This window comes from Pseudomonas sp. EA_15y_Pfl1_P101, assembly GCF_963970835.1.
Taxonomy (GTDB): domain Bacteria; phylum Pseudomonadota; class Gammaproteobacteria; order Pseudomonadales; family Pseudomonadaceae; genus Aquipseudomonas; species Aquipseudomonas tritici.
This window is the reverse complement of record NZ_CAXAPA010000018.1, coordinates 46,844-64,639: the sequence shown is the minus strand read 5'-3', so window position 1 is coordinate 64,639 and position 17,796 is coordinate 46,844. Positions and strand designations below refer to the sequence as shown.

Here is a 17,796-nt window from a genome sequence, read left to right as displayed (position 1 = left end):
TGTCGTTCAAGGAATTCATATGTCGCCCTGGCTGACGGTTGTAGGCATCGGTGAAGACGGCTTCAAAGGGCTGGGCAGGAATGCCCGGCATGCCCTGTTGCGCGCCTCGCGGATTATAGGGGGTCAACGCCAGTTGGACCTGTTGCCGGTGTGCATTCGTGGCGAGCGCGAAATGTGGCCGAGTCCGTTTTCGCTGGAGCCTGTGCTGGCGCGGCGAGGCGAGCCTGTCTGTGTGCTGGCCAGTGGCGACCCGATGTTTTACGGCGTGGGGGCGAGTTTGGCGCGACAGGTGACGGCGGATGAGCTGCTGATTTTGCCAGCGCCTTCGTCGGTATCGTTGGCGGCGGCGCGGTTGGGTTGGCCGTTGCAGGAGGTGGTGACGCTATCCGTGGTGGCGCGGCCGTTGGCGGCGTTGAAGGCGCATCTGGCCAGTGGTGTGCGCGTGTTGGTGTTGAGCAATGACGGGCGTAGCCCTGCGTTGATTGCGTCGTTGCTGAGTGAGTCCGGATTCGGCCCTAGCCGTTTGTCTGTGTTTGAACACCTGGGCGGCGCGAATGAGCGGCGTATCGACGGGCTGGCGCAGTCGTGGGAGCACACCTCGGTCGCCGATTTGAATCTCGTCGCCATCGACTGCCTGGTGTCTGACGACACACACCGCCTGTCGCGCCTCGCCGGCCTGCCGGATTCGGCGTTCAAACACGACGGCCAACTGACCAAACGCGATGTCCGCGCCATGACCCTCGCCCGCCTTGCGCCGATGCCCGGCGAATTACTGTGGGATGTGGGCGCGGGCAGCGGCTCCATCGGGATTGAATGGATGCGTGCACACCCGAGTTGCCGTGCGCTGGCGATTGAAGCCGACGAGGGTCGCCAAGGCCTGATCGAACACAACCGCGACGCCCTTGGCGTGCCCGGCCTGCAACTGATTCGCGGCAAGGCCCCCGATGCGTTGCTCGACCTGGAAGCACCGGACGCCATCTTCATCGGCGGCGGCGTTACTCGCGAAGGCGTGCTCGACACCTGCTGGCAACACCTGCGTCCTGGCGGCCGGTTGGTCGCCAACGCAGTGACCCTGCAAAGTGAAATGACCTTGATGAACTGGCGCGTCCAGCATGGCGGCGAACTGACGCGCATCCATGTCGCTCAGGCTCAGCCGCTGGGGGAATTCGATACGTGGCGCCAGGCGTTGCCGATCACCTTGCTGGAAGTGGTCAAGCCGCGATGAAACGCATCCTGCTGCTGGGCGGCGTGACTGAAGCGCTGGCCATTGCACGGACCTTGGGCCCGGAACATATCTACAGTTTGGCCGGCGTTGGCCGCGTGCCTACTGACCTGACCTGCCAAGTGCGGGTCGGCGGTTACGGTGGCGCTGAGGGTTTGGCGCAGTTTGTTCGGGATGAGGGGATTAGCCTGATGCTCGATGCGACCCATCCGTATGCCGCGCAGATCAGCCGCAATGCCGCCGAGGCTGCAAAGGTGTGCGGTGTACCGTGTTGGGCCCTGCGCCGACCGGCGTGGCGGCCGCAGGCGGGGGATGATTGGCGTGAGGTCAGTGATTGGGCTCAATTGATCGAAGCGTTGAAGCCCTTCAAGCGCCCCCTTTTCACCTTGGGTCGCGAACCGCTGCAACACCTCGATGAAATCCCGCAGGACCAGTTCTGGACGCTGCGCGCGCTGGAGGTGTATCCGGGGAATGAGCGGTGTGAAGTGATCGGGGCGCGTGGGCCGTTTTTGATCGAAGACGAACGGGCGTTGTTTGAGCGACGGCAGATTGATGTGCTGATCAGCAAGAACAGCGGCAGCACCGCGACCGAGCCGAAGCTGGAAGTGGCACGGGAGCGCGGAGTACCGGTACTGGTGTTGAAGCGGCCCGTGCTGGCTCAAGTAGATCGGGAATTCTTGTCGCCTGATGAAACACTCACCGCGTTGGCAAATTTCATTCGGTAAGTCAGGATCGCTCGCTTGCTTGATCAGTAACCTATTTGTTACCTTCAGGACGGCTAATGATTGAGATTGAAGAATACCGACGCGATAACCAGTCCAGCCCGTTCAATGAGTGGTTTTCATCCTTGAGTGTGCCGGCAGCCACCAGAGTTTCCACCGCTTTGGTTCGACTTGAAATGGGCAACACCAGCAACATCAAGTGGTTCGATGGGTTGGGCGAATACCGCATCGACTGGGGACCAGGCCTGCGAATCTATCTGATACAAGAAGCCCACCGATTAATCATCCTTTTCGGTGGTGGCGACAAGTCCAGTCAAAAACGCGATATCAAAGTCGTGAAGTCGCTGATCAATGAACATCAGCGTGACAAGAAATTGAAACAACAGAGGTAACCGACATGGCGCTCACCCGCAGCTACAAACACACCATCGCCGAACGTGCTCAGCGCGACCCTGAATTTGCCCAGGCTCTCCTTGATGAGGCTGCTACGTTGTTTCTCAATGGTGAGCCGGAAGTTTCACGTGTCATTCTGCGTGATCTGGTCAACGCCACAGTAGGCTTTGAAGGCCTTGCGAAAGAAACGGCCAAACCGAGTAAAAGCCTGCACCGAATGCTGTCGGCCAGTGGCAATCCAAGCATGGATAACCTCGCGGCAATTTTTGCGGTGATTAGAAAAGCACTGGGTGTTGATATGCAGGTCCACGGAGTTCCCACTGCATAATTTGCGACTCTACGTCACCCATTGTGTCGACGCTGTCGACACAATGTAGTGAGCGGGCTTGTCCCGCGCTGGGCTGCGAAGCGGCCCCAATAAGGCCACCGCGTTTTTTCAGGTAACACGCGATGCCAGGTTTTAGGGCCGCTTCGCAGTCCCCAGCGCGGGACAAGCCCGCTCACTACAAATTGCTCTTAAGCCATTAAAAAATGCGCAGATCCCGATGCCATCACAGGTAAGCAAGCTCCCACAGGTTTGCGCAGCGCCTTGAGCATCGCGCCTAATCTGCAAAAATTGGCAATCCGTGGTTCCCGTCTATCCTGTAACCAGTCACTGCGACACCAAACCACACCCACACTTTTTACTTATCCCCACCGATCAGGCTAAATATCCCCCTGATCGTTTAACCCTACGGATTATCCGCCATGGCCCGTCAACGCTTTGCAATCGCTTGGATCGCCTGCCTGGCAGCGCTGTTCAACGCCTTTGCCATGCCGATGGCCAGCGCGATGCAGCAATCAGACGATCCGATCAAACGCTTGATGTGGGGCAGTTTCTGCTCCTCCAATGGTGCCAGCCTGAAGACCATTGCCCTGGGCAAGCTGGAAATTCCGGCGCCGCAACAGGACGATCACTCCGCCATGCAGCATTGCTGGTGTTGCTCGGGCTCGGCGCCGTTGGTGGCGTTGCCGGGGCATATGCCGCAGTTGTATGTCACGCGGTTCGAGGCGGTGCAAAGCCTGCCGCCGCCCCAGCTGCAAAACCCTACCCCGCGCCAGCAATGGCCGAGTCTCAACCCGCGCGCGTCTCCAACGGTCTGATCCTTCGCAAGTGAACTGCGTTTAGAACCGTTCTGGAGAACTGCCATGCTTAAATCTTCCCTGCTTCTGGCCGCGTTGTTGCTGCCGGTGTTCAGTGCTGCCAATGCCGATGACTACAAGGCCGGCGACTTGCTGGTCAGCGACCCCTGGTCCCAGGAGTTGCCGCCCAACGCGCCGACTGTCGCGGCGTATTTCGTGATTCATAACACCGGAGTGACCCCGGACCGTCTGCTCAGCGTCGAGACGCCGGTGGCCGACAAGGCCGAGCTGCATGAGCATGTGATGCAGGGCGACTTGATGAAGATGCAGCAGGTGCCCAGCGTCGCCGTCCCCGCCAAGGGCGAGCTGACCTTTGCGCCGATGGCGTATCACGTGATGCTACTGGGCCTTAAGGATCGCAGCCTGTTGGCCGACGGCAAGCAATTCCCGCTGACCCTGACCTTCGAAAAGGCCGGCAAGGTCGAGGTGCAAGTGTCGGTACAGAAAGTGCCGCCAATGGCCACACACGCGCATAAACACGCCCAATAGGCAGACTCCAGATGGGCGCCCCTCGCGCCAGGCTGTCTCCACGCCACCGCGTAATGCGCGGCAGTTGGATCAGCCTGTTCGCCATGCTGATGATCTTTATCGGTCCGCTGATTTCCCAAGCGATGCCGATGGATCATCACGCCGGTATGTCGATGAGCATGTCGATGGAGATGCCAGGCGACCATGGCGATTCCCATCACAAAAAGGCCCCTGACGAACACCACGCACTCTGGGCAAAGTGCGGCTATTGCGACCTGCTCTTCAGCTGCCCCGCCCTGCCCGGCAGCGTTTCCCACGTCACCCTAGGCACCCCGCCGCCAGCCAACGCCCTTGTCCCCGCAACGCGCCTGGGCCACGCCCGGCAGAGCATCTTCCCCGGCGCCCGCAGCCGCGCGCCGCCCATCGCTTCGTAAGCACTTCACACCGTTACTTCACCCCGGCCGACTTTAGACAGACAGCCGCAGGCTGCTGGCCGTGTTGTTTACGATTGATTGATGGAATTTGTCATGTCCAGGTTTTCTGCTGACACCCGCTTGGGAAGCACGCCTGTGTTCGCCGTTCTATGCGGCGCACTCCTGGCTCCACAGGCGTATGCCGATGAGCATGCTGAGCACGAGCTCAGCCCCACCGTGATCACCGCAATCGCTCCCAGCTCACCGTTGACCGTGGTCACCAACCCCAAGGACCCGCGCCAACCCGTGCCCGCCAGTGACGGCGGTGACTACCTCAAGACCATCCCAGGCTTCGCGCTGGTGCGCAACGGCGGCACCAATGGCGACCCGGTGCTACGCGGGATGTTCGGCTCACGCCTGAATATCCTCACCAATGGCAGCATGATGCTCGGCGCCTGCCCCGGCCGCATGGATGCGCCGACCTCGTACATCTCGCCGGAAACCTACGACAAGCTCACCGTGATCAAAGGCCCGCAAACCGTACTCTGGGGGCCCGGCGCATCCGCCGGCACGGTGTTGTTCGAGCGCGAGCCGGAGACATTCGGCGAGCTGGGCACGCGCCTCAATGCCAGTGTGCTGGCCGGCTCCAACGGACGCTTCGACAAGGTCATCGATGCCGCTGCCGGCGGGCCTTTGGGCTATGTGCGCGTGGTCGGCAACCAGGCGCATGCCGATGACTACAAGGACGGCAATAACGACACCGTCGCCTCGCGCTATGACAAGTGGAACGGTGATGTAGCGGTCGGTTTCACCCCCGGCGCCGACACGCTGCTCGAACTCACCGCCGGCCGTGGCGATGGCGAGGCACGCTACGCCGGGCGCGGCATGGACGGCTCGCAGTTCCTGCGCGAAAGCCTGGGGCTGCGTTTCGAAAAATCCAACATCGGCGAGGTGCTGGATAAGGTCGAGGCCCAGGTCTACTACAACTACGCTGACCACGTGATGGACAACTACAGCCTGCGCACACCGTCGGGCACCGGCATGATGGCCGGGCCGATGGCCTCCAACGTCGACCGGCGTACCCTCGGCGCGCGGATCAAGGCCACCTGGCGCTGGGCCGATGTGCAACTGATCAGCGGCCTGGACGCGCAGACCAACGAACACCGCCAGCGCAGCAGCATGGGCATCGACACCTACAAGGAGTTGCCCAAGGTCAAGGATGCCAACTTCCACAACTACGGCGTGTTCGGCGAACTCACGTGGTACGCCGCCGACCGCGACCGCCTGATCACTGGCGCACGCCTGGATCGTGCCTCGGCCAAGGACTTCCGGCAAACCACAGGCTCCGGCATGAGCACTCGCGCCAATCCGACCGCCGACGACACCCGCGCTGACACCTTGCCATCGGGCTTCGTGCGTTATGAACACGACCTGGCCGACAGCCCCACCACCCTCTACGCGGGCCTGGGCCACTCGGAGCGTTTTGCGGATTATTGGGAGCTGTTTTCCCCCAACACCGGCGCGGCTGGTTCGGCGAATGCCTTTGACGGTGTGAAGCCGGAGAAAACCACCCAGCTCGACTTCGGCGCGCAATACAAAGCCGAGGCGCTTGAAGCCTGGGCCTCGGGCTACATCGGCCGGGTGCAGGACTTCATCCTGTTCGACTACCGGCCAGGGATGATGGGCACGACTTCCCAGGCCCGCAACGTCGACGCCCGCATCATGGGCGGCGAACTGGGCGCGGCGTACAAGCTGACACGCAACTGGAAAGCCGACGCCACCCTCGCCTACGCCTGGGGCAAGAACAGCAGCGACGGCAAGGCGCTGCCGCAAATGCCGCCGCTGGACGCACGTCTGGGCCTCACCTACAGCGAGGATGACTGGAGTGCCGGCGCCTTGTGGCGCGTGGTCGCCGCGCAAAATCGCATCGACCAGAACAAGGGCAACGTGGTCGGTAAGGACTTCGACAAGAGCGGCGGTTTCGGCGTGTTCTCGTTGAACGCGACGTACCGCATCAACAAGCACTTCAAGGTCAGCACCGGCGTCGACAACCTGTTTGGCAAGGCCTACGCCGAGCACTTGAACCTGGCCGGCAACGCCGGGTTCGGCTACCCGGCCAATGACCCGCAGGCCATCAAGGAGCCTGGTCGTACCCTGTGGACCAAGGTGGACATGAGCTTCTAAAAGCCTCGCGAGCAAGCCCGCTCCCACAGTTGGAATGCATTTCAAATGTAGGAGCGGGCTTGCTCGCGAAGGCGGCACAACTGACAAAAACTTTTAAAGCCTTTGCGGAGCACCTGATGAGCACTCAAAAAATCTCCTTTTACAACCTGGCCTGGCGCTGGCACTTCTACGCCGGCCTCTTCGTCGCCCCTTTCATGGTGCTGCTGGCCCTCACCGGCATCATCTACCTGTTCAAACCCCAGCTCGACCCGCTGATGTACGGCAACCTGCTCACCGTGCCAGCCGCCGAACATGCCCTGAGCGCCGACGAACAACTGCAACGCGCCAAGGCTGCTTACCCTCAGGGCTCAATCAGCAAATACCTGCCGCCGGCCAACGCCACCAGCAGCGCGCAGTTCGTGATGCATAACGGCGGCCGCGAAGTAACGGTCTTCGTCGACCCGTATCGCGGCACCGTGCTCGGTGAGCAGGACTCGAAATACAACCTGCAAGCCATCGCCCGTGCGCTGCATGGCGAGCTGATGATCGGTACCGTCGGCGACCGTCTGGTGGAACTCGTCGCAGGCTGGGGGGTGATGCTGGTGGTATCGGGCCTGTACCTGTGGTGGCCGCGCGGCAAGTCTTCGGCAGGCGTTTTGTGGCCGCGTTTCAGCCGTCGTGGCCGGGTGTTCTGGCGCGACATGCATGCGGTCACCGGCTTCTGGGGCGCGTCACTGTTGCTGGTGATGCTGCTCAGCGGCATGACCTGGACCGGCTTCTGGGGCAAGCAATACGCTGACCTGTGGAACACATTCCCGGCGGCCATGTGGAACGACGTGCCGCAGTCCGATCAACAGGCGCGCGTGCTCAACACCGCCACTCAACAGACCGTGCCCTGGGCCCTGGAAAACACCCCGATGCCCATGTCCGGCGACCACGCCGAGCACATGAACCACGGCGCGATGCACTCAGCGCCGGCAGCGCCGACCCTGCGCCTGCAACAGGTGGTCGACCTGGCCACCGCGCGCAAGGTCGAGCCCGGCTACAGCATCACCTTCCCTACCACCGCCGAGGGCGTGTTCACCCTTGCGGTGTTCGCCAACGACCCGCGCAACGACGCCACCCTGCATGTGGACCAGTACACCGGCAAGGTACTCGCCGATGTGCGTTGGGCGCACTACAACCTGGTCGCCCGCGCCACCGAAACCGGCGTGATGCTGCACGAAGGCAAGATGTTCGGCCCGATCAACCAGATCATCGTGTTGCTGATCTGCCTGATGATCCTGCTCAGCGCCGTCAGCGGTGTGGTGATCTGGTGGAAGCGTCGGCCACAGGGTGGCCTGGGAGTTCCGCCGTTACGCCATGACCTGCCGAAATGGAAAACCGCGATGGTGATCATGCTCGGGCTGGCGATCATTTTTCCGCTGGTGGGTGCATCGCTGATCGTCGTGTGGGCGCTGGACCGCCTGGTGCTGTCACGCTTTTTTGGCCAGCATCAACCGGTCTCAGGTTCACGATGAAGCGCACAAACGCCGTCATCAAAGCTCATCTTTTTGATGGCCATACCAGAGCTCGCCTGCATCCGGATCTATCGCTGCCCATTCATCACCCAACGGCCCACGCTTTCTCCAGAAAGCATCAGTGACCAGCACCGACAGGCTGCCCAGTCGCCTCAAACGACTGACCAGCGCACTCGGGGAAGGCGCGGGCCGGGCGCTGAGCATCATCGACTCGGCCGCCGTCAGCGCCGGTATGTACTTGAGTAGGGCCCCCCCCTGGCAGGACAGATAAATACGCCCGGCGTCGGGCTGGTTACTCAGCACCACAGACAGGTAGCTGTTCAGTACGTCGTGGGAGATAAAATTAGGTAACAGGACGAGGTCAAGCGGCTTGAGGTTGGGCCTCGACGGGATTGACTTGTAGAAGGCATGCACCGCCGCAACTTTGTAATTACGCAGCACATTCTCAGCCGGTACGTCGAACCCGGCATGCCCCTTCCAGAACAGCAACTCCAGCGTACTGTTACCAAAACCGGACCGGTCCTCCACGGGATCGATCGCGACAAACCCGGTCATTTTCGCAGGCATCAACACCGCGCCTAAATACGATTTACCGGCAAAGGGCGCGATCAATCGCTGAGCGTAACGGGCTGCGTCATCGGCATAAAAAAACAACGGCCCGCAGAATGAATGGAAATGGGGGTCGGCAGTGAACGAATGCGGCGACCGCTTGGGCCACCATCGCGTCGTGACCCGCTCCTTGCGGCCCCATATTTCACTGGTGAGCCGGATACGCAACTCCCCCATGGCTGCCAGCCGGCGCACATAGTCGCGTACGGTTAATGAGCCATCGCGCAGTCGCGCCGAATCGTGGCTCACATTCCTTGCCCATTCGGACACGGGCGCGGTCTTGGGCACGGTATACCAAAGCAGTGCACGGTCAGCGCATAGCAGGTACAGCGGCAATGCCTCGCCGTTGCGTGGCGTCGTCATGAATGACAACGCTTTGGAGATGACCGGAGGGGCAAAGAAGTGCTGAGCCATTTCATCGTCGGCGGCAGCGATGGTTTCGGTCGACGCACACAGGTACAAACCCGCCAACACATAGCCTTGGGGGAGTTGGCCCTTGACAAAGACCGGTTTCAAATCGTCATAACGGTCTCTGACAAGCGGCAGGGTCGTCATGTACAACTCCTTGCCAAACGCCTTGAGCACATAACCGACGGCAACCTGAGCCTGTGCGTTCCAATTACGGTAGACATGCCGAACCGCATCGAGTGCGCGAGTAAAGATCGGGCCGCACGGTGAGTCGGCTCCAGCATCGCGCACCTCCAATGGGGCAGCGCGGTACTGATTCGGCACAAACCCGATTTGTATCCGCCTGGGACTGCCCCACACTGCATTGCCTTCCACCACACGCAAATCGCCGGCCCGTGCCGCCTGATCGATAAATGCCTGCGGTAGCAGTGCTCCACTGCGCAGTTGTCGTTCGATAGGGTTATCACTCAAGTCGCCAGCGCCAGGGGATGTAGCGGCCAACTTGTTTCTCAACAGCGTTTCCTCGACATCGTTCGTCAACTGGTAACTGAGGATCGTGCCATTTGGCCCGAACACATACTGGCGTTTAACGTGCGCTTCACGGGTCAGCAGCCTGCACAAAACCGCCGTGGGGATCATGCTTTGATAAAGGGCTTTTTGAGACGCCGACAACAGTATCTGCACCTCCTGTTCCATCCGGGACTGATAGAAAGCCGCAAGGGTCGCGCCCCCTGGATAGAGCCCAGTCGCAATCACGGGGTCAGGGTAGATCCAGTCAAGTGTTGGGCCTTGAGCCGGGACCACCAACGGTTCAGTCGCCACAAACAGGCCATTGGTCAGCCTGAGGATGACGCCGCCGTAGGTCCGGCGTTGCCTGCTGCCAACCGCAACCGCGGCATGGCGTGCCGCATCATCCGCTGAGGCAAACGCCGGGCTCAGGCGTCGAGGCGCCAGCGTTTCATAGCCGCTCCACGTCGGCTTGACCTGCCCGCTCGTATCCCAGAGCTGACTGCCGCGCACCACGTAAAGCATGCCCTTGGCGATCCATTCCCGGACAAACTCCAACGCCGTTTTCTTGCCGGACTCCAACTGCATGCTTGCGAGCCCCAGCAGGTTGTCCGCCAGGCCACCGACTTTCACGTCGATCAATGATGGCTGATAGCGCAAAAGCGCACCGTCCAAGTTGGAAAAGTAAACCGGCAGACTCTGCGCTCTATCGCGCAGGCCTTCGGTCAACGCGGCCAGCAATACTCCCGGCCTTACAAAATACAGCGTCAACCACGCATTCGCCCCCTTCAGCCACGGCGGCGACCAATGCTGCGACCGGAACAAGGCGTGCATCTCATAGCCCTCGGGCAATATCGGCTCATTACGTAGGTTGCGAGAGAACAAGCGATTGAACTTAAACAGCTCACCTGCGTTGACGGCGCCTACCGCTTCGGTCGCAATGTACTGCGGCAGGTCTTTATGCTTAAGGATGTACGCATAGCAGGCCGGCTCGGGAACTGTGCGTCCCTGCAAACGCGCATGCAGGTTACGCGCAGCATCATCGCCACTGGAGAACACGGCACTGTAGAGGACGTAATCGAGTGGTCCGAACCTGGCTGCATAGGTGAAGTTGGGCGACCAATCACTGTAGACGGCCCCACGTGGGCCCCACAACTTGTTGCCCTGGATGATTTTGAACTCCCCTGCAACCGCCAGTCTCCGCACCCAATCGGCCGGCCTGATATCACCGCGATCGAGTCGCCGCCCGAGTCGGTTCTCCCCAGCCAGCGGGCCAATATTGGCCAGCAGCAACTTTTCCTGAGGCGAATGATTCGGGGCGAACTCCAACAAACAATCTTGCGCCCCGGACAGGTAGGCCACCCTTTCATCCGAGATGATCGAGTACATCTCGTCATCGGAAAACACTTGCAGGTTGATCAGCGCTTCTTCCTGCGTCCAGCCACGTCGCATAACCCAGTTCGGATGGACCATCGACAGCGCCACATGCGAGCCGTAGCGGGCGTGCAGCTCATAACCCTCCATCGGGATCAGCGCCCCTTGGTCACCCGCGGGAAAAAACAGCGTGGACGAAAACGGATGTCCCATGCTTTCCAGGGGCGGCGTGACCACGAAACGGCCGTCTACCCCCTTGAGCACATACCCGCCGTAATAGAGGCTGCGTCGGCTGCCGATTTGTTCATGGGCGTGCAGAGCCGCATCACGAGCACTGAGAAACGAGCGGCCAAAGGCCGGCGGATACTCCGGGGCCAACAGCGGCGAGTGCGTATCCACGCGCCCGACATCACGCCATAACTTACCCGCCTGCACCACCCACAGTTCAGTGGCTTCGATCACCCTGCGTAAATAGTTGCGCGGTGTCAGCGTACCGGCGACCAGTGCAGCCTGGGCGCCGTTGTCACTGATTACGCCGTCGCTATCTGACTTGAACAGTTCGGTAACCCGTGCTGTCGACGGCACCTTGAGTTTAAGCAACGCGTCGTCATGGGCACGCATGTAGAGGTCAAGACCGCGACTGGGGTTTTGCAGGGCCAGCGTACTGTGCCCCTGACGAATAGCGGCCACCACCTGTGCAGGAGAAAAGAACGCGCTGGCCAGCCAGCGCTCTTTCGCCGCCACGGCATCCTTCTCGTACCAGTCATTGAAGTAAATGGCCTCCAGACGATACTGGGCAGGCAACACCAACGCTCCGCCAGGCCCCTTTGGAAACAACGCATCCAGCGCAAACAAAGGCTCACGCTTGGGCGACGCGAGGGTCGCGATATAACGGTCCTTGCTGATGTGCTTGAGCACAACGCCAACGTGCGGCTCCGCAGGCTGTGCCGACGGTGTAGAGAGCGCCGCCGCCAGCGCCAACGGCACCTGGTCGAAGACGGCAGTGAACAACGGCTGCTCGGTCAGCGCTGATGACGTAAAGGGTTCGAAAACCACCCAATCGGCCGGCACTCGGCCCACGGAGCCACCCCACAATGCGGTAGGCACAACCAGGCTTAACGAGCCGAAGCTGGAAACTTTTTTGACGAACTGATCAAAGCTGCCATACACCCCAACCGGGTTGTTGGGCGGTTTTCCAGCCTGCACCCACAACGCAAAGCTGAACTCCGCCGGTGAACCGGCGGGGGTATGGCAAATCAATGAACCATCCGGGCCGGACAAGTAGGATGACGGGAAAAAATCGCGGTCATGCACATCCCGGTAAAAGTCCACTCCAGACAAGAACCCCAGGAAAGCCTTGGCCATGCGCTCATCAAAACTGGGGTTTTTCTGCAGAATCGCAGCGTGCTGCGCGGGGTGCGAATGGTAGCTGGCGACACAGGTATAGCCCGCTGGCTGAAGATAGTAGCCATCGGCACCGATGCCCAATACCGCGCGCAGATCAAACTGCATCCCCCCACCCGGCACCGGCTGAGTCGCGAAATAGTCACCGGCGGGGTTGCGCACAATCACCCCGCCGTATTCGACGTCGCGCCGGTCGCCGATTGCCTGGTGTGCCCAGTAGGCGGCGTCCGCCTCATTCACAAACGCAGGGCTCAGCGGCGGCAACGTGGCCGCCCCCCGGTTCGAACTCGCAGCGCGTTCTTCACGTGACAATCTGATAGCCATTTCAACTCCTTGAAAGAATGCCTGGGCATAGCGCCCGGCCCCTCATTCTTGCGGCGGGGGGCGTCTTCCAATCGGTAGATAAGTAGCCACCGGGATCAGCGCTCACCGTTGTCCGGGCGTTGGCAGCGCACCATTACGGCACAGACGCGTGCCCAACCGCTGCAACCGGGAGCCACATTGGTGCGCTACGCAACCTTGCGCTACCCCTCCACGCCGTCTGTTCAAGGCTTTTGCGACTTCGGCACACCCCTTGCTATCACCTGTGCAACGTCCCTCATCTGCCACCCATAAAAATATCGGTCACGGAGATCGCACCATGAAGCGTCGCAGCTTGATCAAGGCTTTCACTCTTTCGGCATCCATTGCCGCCATGGGCATGACCTGGACGATCCAGGCTGCCGAGACCATCAAGGTCGGCATCCTGCATTCGCTGTCCGGCACCATGGCGATCTCCGAAACGTCGCTCAAAGACATGGCGTTGATGACCATCGACGAGATCAACGCCAAGGGCGGGGTAAACGGCAAAATGCTCGAACCTGTGGTCGTCGACCCGGCGTCGAACTGGCCGCTGTTCGCCGAGAAAGGCCGCCAGTTGCTGACTCAGGACAAGGTCGCCGTGGTGTTCGGTTGCTGGACATCGGTGTCGCGTAAGTCGGTATTGCCGGTGTTCGAAGAACTCAATGGCCTGCTGTTCTACCCGGTTCAATACGAGGGCGAAGAGATGTCGCCAAACGTGTTCTATACCGGTGCGGCGCCGAACCAGCAGGCGATTCCGGCAGTGGAATACCTGATGAGCGAAGAAGGCGGCAGCGCCAAACGCTTCTTCCTGCTGGGCACCGACTACGTGTACCCACGCACCACCAATAAAATCCTGCGCTCGTTCCTGCATTCCAAAGGCGTAGCGGATAAAGATATCGAAGAGGTCTACACCCCGTTCGGCCATGCCGATTACCAAACCATCGTGGCCAACATCAAAAAATTCTCGGCGGGCGGCAAGACCGCGGTGATCTCCACCGTAAACGGCGACTCCAACGTGCCGTTCTATAAGGAGCTGGCCAACCAGGGCTTGAAAGCGACCGACGTACCGGTGGTGGCGTTCTCCGTGGGTGAAGAAGAACTGCGCGGCATCGACACCAAGCCGCTGGTGGGCAACCTCGCTGCCTGGAACTACTTCCAGTCGGTGGAGAACCCGGTCAACAAGAAATTCGTCGCCGACTGGAAAGCCTACGCGAAGAAACACAACCTGCCGGGCGCCGACAAAGCCGTGACCAACGACCCGATGGAAGCCACTTACGTGGGCATCCACATGTGGGCGCAGGCGGCTGAAAAAGCCAAGTCCACCGACGTCGACAAAGTGCGTGAAGCACTGGCCGGGCAGACCTTTGCTGCGCCGTCCGGCTTCACGCTGACCATGGACAAGACTAACCATCACCTGCACAAACCCGTGATGATCGGCGAGATCCAGGCTGACGGGCAGTTCTCGGTGGTGTGGCAGACCCAGGAGCCGATCCGGGCGCAGCCGTGGAGCCCGTATATCCCTGGCAATGACAAGAAGCCGGATTATGCGGTGAAAAGTAACTAAGCCCGACCCGGTCTAACTGTGGGAGCGAGCAAGCTCGCTCCCACAGTTAGACCACGCATGATCAGGACACTTTGTTATGCCCACTGCCCTCTACCGCTTCATTCTCGCCGCGCTGCTGTTGCTGCCCTTGGCCGCACACGCCAGCGACGCCGAAGACTTCCTGTCTGCCAACCCGACCCAACAAGCCAAGCTCCTGAAGGACTGGGCTGCGCAGCCTGACCCGGCGCGTATCGAGTTGGTGGACGCCTTGCAACAAGGCCAACTCACCGTCAACGGCGAGATCAAAACCGTCCGCCTGAACAACCGTCTGCGCGGCTTGATCGACAACGTACGGGCCAGCCAGCAACTGCTCGCCGCCGACCCCAAGGTGCGCCTCGCCGCCGCGCAAACCCTGCAAAAAAGCGCGCAACCTGCGCAGCTGAAATTCCTCGACAAGCAGGTCGCCGCCGAAACAGACGAGGACGTGCACACGGCACTCAGCCTGGCGTTGGCCAATCTGCAACTGGTCGACCCCGATCCCGTGGTGCGCCTTGCCGCCGTGCGCTTACTCGGCAACACCGGCGACCCGCTGGCCCGCACCCGCCTTGAGGCGCTGCTGGCCCCAGGCGTCGAAACCGATGCCGCCGTGCACACCGCCGCCGAAACCAGCCTGGCCCAGGTCAAACGCAAGTTGATGGTCGGCGAGCTCCTCGGCCAGGCCTTCAGCGGCATGTCCCTGGGCTCGATTCTGTTGCTGGCGGCCCTGGGCCTGGCGATCACCTTCGGCCTGCTCGGCGTGATCAATATGGCCCACGGCGAGATGCTGATGCTCGGCGCCTACTCCACTTACGTTGTGCAAATGCTGATGCAGCGCTACGTGCCGCAAGCCATCGAGTTCTACCCGCTGATCGCGCTGCCGGTGGCGTTTTTTGTCACCGCTGCCATCGGCATGGCGCTGGAGCGCACGGTGATTCGTCACCTGTACGGTCGACCGCTGGAAACCCTGCTGGCCACCTGGGGCATCAGCCTGATGCTGATCCAGTTGGTGCGCCTGGTGTTCGGCGCGCAGAACGTCGAAGTGTCCAACCCCGAATGGCTGTCGGGCGGGATTCAAGTGCTGCCCAACCTCGTGCTGCCGTACAACCGCATTGTGATCATCGCTTTCGCCTTGTGCGTGGTGCTGCTGACCTGGCTGCTGCTGAACAAAACCCGCCTGGGCCTCAACGTGCGTGCCGTGACCCAGAACCGCAGCATGGCCGCGTGCTGCGGCGTACCGACAGGCCGCGTGGACATGCTTGCGTTTGGCCTGGGTTCCGGCATTGCCGGGTTGGGCGGTGTGGCGCTGAGTCAGATCGGCAACGTCGGCCCGGACCTGGGCCAGAGCTACATCATCGACTCGTTCCTCGTCGTGGTGCTCGGCGGCGTCGGCCAGTTGGCCGGGAGTGTCATGGCCGCCTTCGGGCTGGGCATTGCCAATAAGATCCTGGAACCCCAGATCGGTGCCGTGCTCGGCAAAATCCTGATCCTCGCGCTGATCATTCTGTTTATCCAGAAACGCCCGCAGGGACTCTTCGCACTGAAAGGACGGGTGATCGACTGATGAACCAGCCATTGATGCTTACGGCCGCGCAAAAGGCCGGCCCCAAGGTGACGGTTGCCGTCGGCGCAGTGATCCTGACCCTGCTGCTGTCGCTGCCGTTGTGTTCCTTGCTGTCGCCGGAACACCCGCTGCATGTGTCGGCCTACACGCTGACGCTGGTGGGCAAGATTCTCTGCTACGCCATCGTCGCCCTCGCGCTGGACCTGGTGTGGGGCTATGCCGGTATGTTGTCTCTCGGCCACGGTTTGTTCTTTGCCCTGGGCGGCTATGCGATGGGCATGTACTTGATGCGCCAGGCGTCCGGCGATGAATTGCCGGCGTTCATGACCTTCCTCTCGTGGACCGAATTGCCCTGGTACTGGGTCGGCACCGAGCACTTCCTCTGGGCCATGTGCCTGGTGGTGCTGGCGCCCGGTCTGCTGGCACTGGTCTTTGGTTTCTTCGCCTTCCGCTCGCGGATCAAGGGCGTGTATTTCTCGATCATGACCCAGGCCCTGACCTTCGCCGGGATGCTGCTGTTTTTCCGCAACGAGACCGGTTTTGGCGGCAACAACGGCTTCACCAATTTCCGCAGCATTCTCGGCTTTGGGATTACAGAGCCGGGCACGCGGGCGGTGTTGTTTGTGGCAACGGTGCTGCTGCTGGTGGCGAGCCTGTACATCGGCTGGCGCCTGGCCAAGAGCAAGTTCGGTCGGGTGCTGACCGCCCTGCGCGACGCCGAGAACCGCCTGATGTTCTGCGGCTACGACCCACGTGGCTTCAAGCTGTTCGTGTGGGTGTTGAGCGCGGTGTTGTGTGGGTTGGCCGGGGCGTTGTATGTGCCGCAAGTGGGCATCATCAACCCCAGTGAAATGTCGCCGACCAACTCGATCGAAGCGGCGGTGTGGGTGGCCTTGGGCGGGCGCGGGACGTTGATCGGCCCGCTGCTGGGCGCAGGGGTGGTCAATGGCATGAAGAGTTGGTTCACCGTGGCCTTCCCGGAATATTGGCTGTTCTTCCTCGGGGCGCTGTTCATCATCGTCACCCTGTACCTGCCCAAGGGCGTTATCGGTCTGCTGAAGAAATGAGGAACGTCATGCTTGAACCTATTTTCGACGCAGGCAGCGGCCGCGATGCCATCGGCATTGGCCAGGCCGCCGGCAAGGGCCTGAACACCCGCCACGGCACCATCCTGACCCTGGAAGACATCAGCGTCAGCTTCGATGGCTTCAAGGCACTCAACGATTTGAACCTGTACATCGGCGTCGGCGAATTGCGCTGCATCATCGGCCCCAACGGCGCGGGCAAGACCACGCTGATGGACGTGATCACCGGCAAGACCCGCCCCAGCCATGGCACCGCCTGGTTTGGCGAAAACCTCGATCTCACCGGTATGAGCGAAGTGCAGATCGCCCAGGCTGGCATTGGGCGCAAGTTCCAGAAGCCCACGGTATTCGAAGCCCTGAGCGTGTTTGAAAACCTGGAGCTGGCGCAGAAGACCGATAAATCGGTGTGGGCCAGCCTGCGCGCACGCCTGAGCGGCGAGCAGAAGGACCGTATCGATGAAGTGCTCGACACCATCCGTCTCACCGCGTCGGCACAGCGCCCGGCCGGCTTGCTGTCCCACGGCCAGAAGCAGTTCCTGGAGATCGGCATGCTGCTGATGCAAGACCCGCAACTGTTGCTGCTGGACGAGCCGGTAGCGGGCATGACCGACGCCGAAACCGAATTCACCGCCGAACTGTTCAAGCGCCTGGCGGGTAAGCACTCGCTGATGGTGGTGGAACATGACATGGGCTTTGTCGGTTCGATTGCCGACCACGTGACCGTGTTGCACCAAGGCAGCGTGCTGGCCGAAGGGTCGCTGGAGCAGGTGCAGGCCGATGAGCGGGTTATTGAGGTGTATTTGGGCAGATAAATCGGCCAGCTTTGAGTCGCAAGCCGCTT

At 61.1% G+C, this 17,796-nt stretch carries 14 protein-coding genes; 13 read left to right on the top strand and 1 reads right to left on the bottom strand.

The window, feature by feature from the left end; translation table 11 throughout:
- Nucleotides 1–19 precede the first annotated feature (19 nt).
- From cbiE to AACY36_RS24180, 9 genes are all read left to right on the top strand, one after another.
- A complete protein-coding gene (gene cbiE, locus AACY36_RS24220; protein WP_339415746.1) occupies nt 20–1,225 on the top strand; it encodes a precorrin-6y C5,15-methyltransferase (decarboxylating) subunit CbiE in 1,206 nt (401 codons plus the stop codon).
- Complete coding sequence (locus AACY36_RS24215) at nt 1,222–1,947, top strand: cobalt-precorrin-6A reductase (protein WP_339415745.1); 726 nt, start codon at nt 1,222–1,224, stop codon at nt 1,945–1,947. Before cbiE ends, AACY36_RS24215 begins: the two co-directional genes overlap by 4 nt.
- Before the next feature lie 56 nt (nt 1,948–2,003).
- Nucleotides 2,004–2,336 carry a type II toxin-antitoxin system RelE/ParE family toxin gene (locus AACY36_RS24210; RefSeq protein WP_339415743.1) on the top strand — a complete coding sequence of 111 codons (333 nt, stop codon included), beginning with the start codon at nt 2,004–2,006 and terminating at the stop codon, nt 2,334–2,336.
- A gap of 5 nt (nt 2,337–2,341) precedes the next feature.
- Nucleotides 2,342–2,665, top strand: a complete 324-nt coding sequence (locus tag AACY36_RS24205) for a helix-turn-helix domain-containing transcriptional regulator (RefSeq protein WP_049710234.1) — start codon at nt 2,342–2,344, stop codon at nt 2,663–2,665.
- A 419-nt stretch (nt 2,666–3,084) separates the two neighbouring features.
- Complete coding sequence (locus AACY36_RS24200) at nt 3,085–3,480, top strand: DUF2946 domain-containing protein (RefSeq protein ID WP_339427226.1); 396 nt, start codon at nt 3,085–3,087, stop codon at nt 3,478–3,480.
- A 45-nt stretch (nt 3,481–3,525) separates the two neighbouring features.
- Nucleotides 3,526–4,008, top strand: coding sequence for a copper chaperone PCu(A)C (locus AACY36_RS24195; protein ID WP_339415741.1), 483 nt, complete (start codon nt 3,526–3,528; stop codon nt 4,006–4,008).
- An 11-nt stretch (nt 4,009–4,019) separates the two neighbouring features.
- Nucleotides 4,020–4,421 (top strand): DUF2946 domain-containing protein, encoded by a 402-nt coding sequence (locus tag AACY36_RS24190; protein ID WP_339415739.1) that lies wholly within the window; start codon nt 4,020–4,022, stop codon nt 4,419–4,421.
- A 93-nt stretch (nt 4,422–4,514) separates the two neighbouring features.
- Nucleotides 4,515–6,584, top strand: a complete 2,070-nt coding sequence (locus AACY36_RS24185; RefSeq protein ID WP_339415738.1) for a TonB-dependent copper receptor — start codon at nt 4,515–4,517, stop codon at nt 6,582–6,584.
- A 116-nt stretch (nt 6,585–6,700) separates the two neighbouring features.
- Nucleotides 6,701–8,083 carry a PepSY-associated TM helix domain-containing protein gene (locus AACY36_RS24180; RefSeq protein WP_339415736.1) on the top strand — a complete coding sequence of 461 codons (1,383 nt, stop codon included), beginning with the start codon at nt 6,701–6,703 and terminating at the stop codon, nt 8,081–8,083.
- Nucleotides 8,084–8,101: 18 nt separating this feature from the next.
- Here AACY36_RS24180 and AACY36_RS24175 read toward each other — a convergent pair whose 3' ends face one another.
- Nucleotides 8,102–12,709 carry a DUF4329 domain-containing protein gene (locus AACY36_RS24175; protein WP_339438029.1) on the bottom strand — a complete coding sequence of 1,536 codons (4,608 nt, stop codon included), beginning with the start codon at nt 12,707–12,709 and terminating at the stop codon, nt 8,102–8,104.
- A 316-nt stretch (nt 12,710–13,025) separates the two neighbouring features.
- On the opposite strand from AACY36_RS24175, the gene urtA reads away from it, so the two are divergent.
- From urtA to urtD, 4 genes are all read left to right on the top strand, one after another.
- Complete coding sequence (gene urtA, locus AACY36_RS24170; RefSeq protein WP_065874307.1) at nt 13,026–14,291, top strand: urea ABC transporter substrate-binding protein; 1,266 nt, start codon at nt 13,026–13,028, stop codon at nt 14,289–14,291.
- 76 nt (nt 14,292–14,367) lie between these two features.
- Nucleotides 14,368–15,870, top strand: a complete 1,503-nt coding sequence (urtB, locus tag AACY36_RS24165; RefSeq protein WP_339415732.1) for an urea ABC transporter permease subunit UrtB — start codon at nt 14,368–14,370, stop codon at nt 15,868–15,870.
- Complete coding sequence (urtC, locus tag AACY36_RS24160) at nt 15,870–16,937, top strand: urea ABC transporter permease subunit UrtC (RefSeq protein WP_339497658.1); 1,068 nt, start codon at nt 15,870–15,872, stop codon at nt 16,935–16,937. The genes urtB and urtC overlap by 1 nt, the downstream gene beginning before the upstream one ends.
- Nucleotides 16,934–17,767, top strand: coding sequence for an urea ABC transporter ATP-binding protein UrtD (urtD, locus tag AACY36_RS24155; RefSeq protein WP_339415728.1), 834 nt, complete (start codon nt 16,934–16,936; stop codon nt 17,765–17,767). Before urtC ends, urtD begins: the two co-directional genes overlap by 4 nt.
- Nucleotides 17,768–17,796 lie beyond the last annotated feature (29 nt).

Bases quoted from the DNA above. Each gene is read 5' to 3' on its own strand.
- urtC (WP_339497658.1), top strand. From the start codon at position 15,870: ATGAACCAGCCATTGATGCTTACGGCCGCGCAAAAGGCCGGCCCCAAG.
- AACY36_RS24180 (WP_339415736.1), top strand. From the start codon at position 6,701: ATGAGCACTCAAAAAATCTCCTTTTACAACCTGGCCTGGCGCTGGCAC.
- AACY36_RS24200 (WP_339427226.1), top strand. From the start codon at position 3,085: ATGGCCCGTCAACGCTTTGCAATCGCTTGGATCGCCTGCCTGGCAGCG.
- AACY36_RS24190 (WP_339415739.1), top strand. From the start codon at position 4,020: ATGGGCGCCCCTCGCGCCAGGCTGTCTCCACGCCACCGCGTAATGCGC.
- urtB (WP_339415732.1), top strand. From the start codon at position 14,368: ATGCCCACTGCCCTCTACCGCTTCATTCTCGCCGCGCTGCTGTTGCTG.
- AACY36_RS24195 (WP_339415741.1), top strand. From the start codon at position 3,526: ATGCTTAAATCTTCCCTGCTTCTGGCCGCGTTGTTGCTGCCGGTGTTC.
- AACY36_RS24205 (WP_049710234.1), top strand. From the start codon at position 2,342: ATGGCGCTCACCCGCAGCTACAAACACACCATCGCCGAACGTGCTCAG.
- cbiE (WP_339415746.1), top strand. From the start codon at position 20: ATGTCGCCCTGGCTGACGGTTGTAGGCATCGGTGAAGACGGCTTCAAA.
- urtD (WP_339415728.1), top strand. From the start codon at position 16,934: ATGAGGAACGTCATGCTTGAACCTATTTTCGACGCAGGCAGCGGCCGC.
- AACY36_RS24185 (WP_339415738.1), top strand. From the start codon at position 4,515: ATGTCCAGGTTTTCTGCTGACACCCGCTTGGGAAGCACGCCTGTGTTC.
- AACY36_RS24210 (WP_339415743.1), top strand. From the start codon at position 2,004: ATGATTGAGATTGAAGAATACCGACGCGATAACCAGTCCAGCCCGTTC.
- urtA (WP_065874307.1), top strand. From the start codon at position 13,026: ATGAAGCGTCGCAGCTTGATCAAGGCTTTCACTCTTTCGGCATCCATT.
- AACY36_RS24215 (WP_339415745.1), top strand. From the start codon at position 1,222: ATGAAACGCATCCTGCTGCTGGGCGGCGTGACTGAAGCGCTGGCCATT.
- AACY36_RS24175 (WP_339438029.1), bottom strand. From the start codon at position 12,709: ATGGCTATCAGATTGTCACGTGAAGAACGCGCTGCGAGTTCGAACCGG.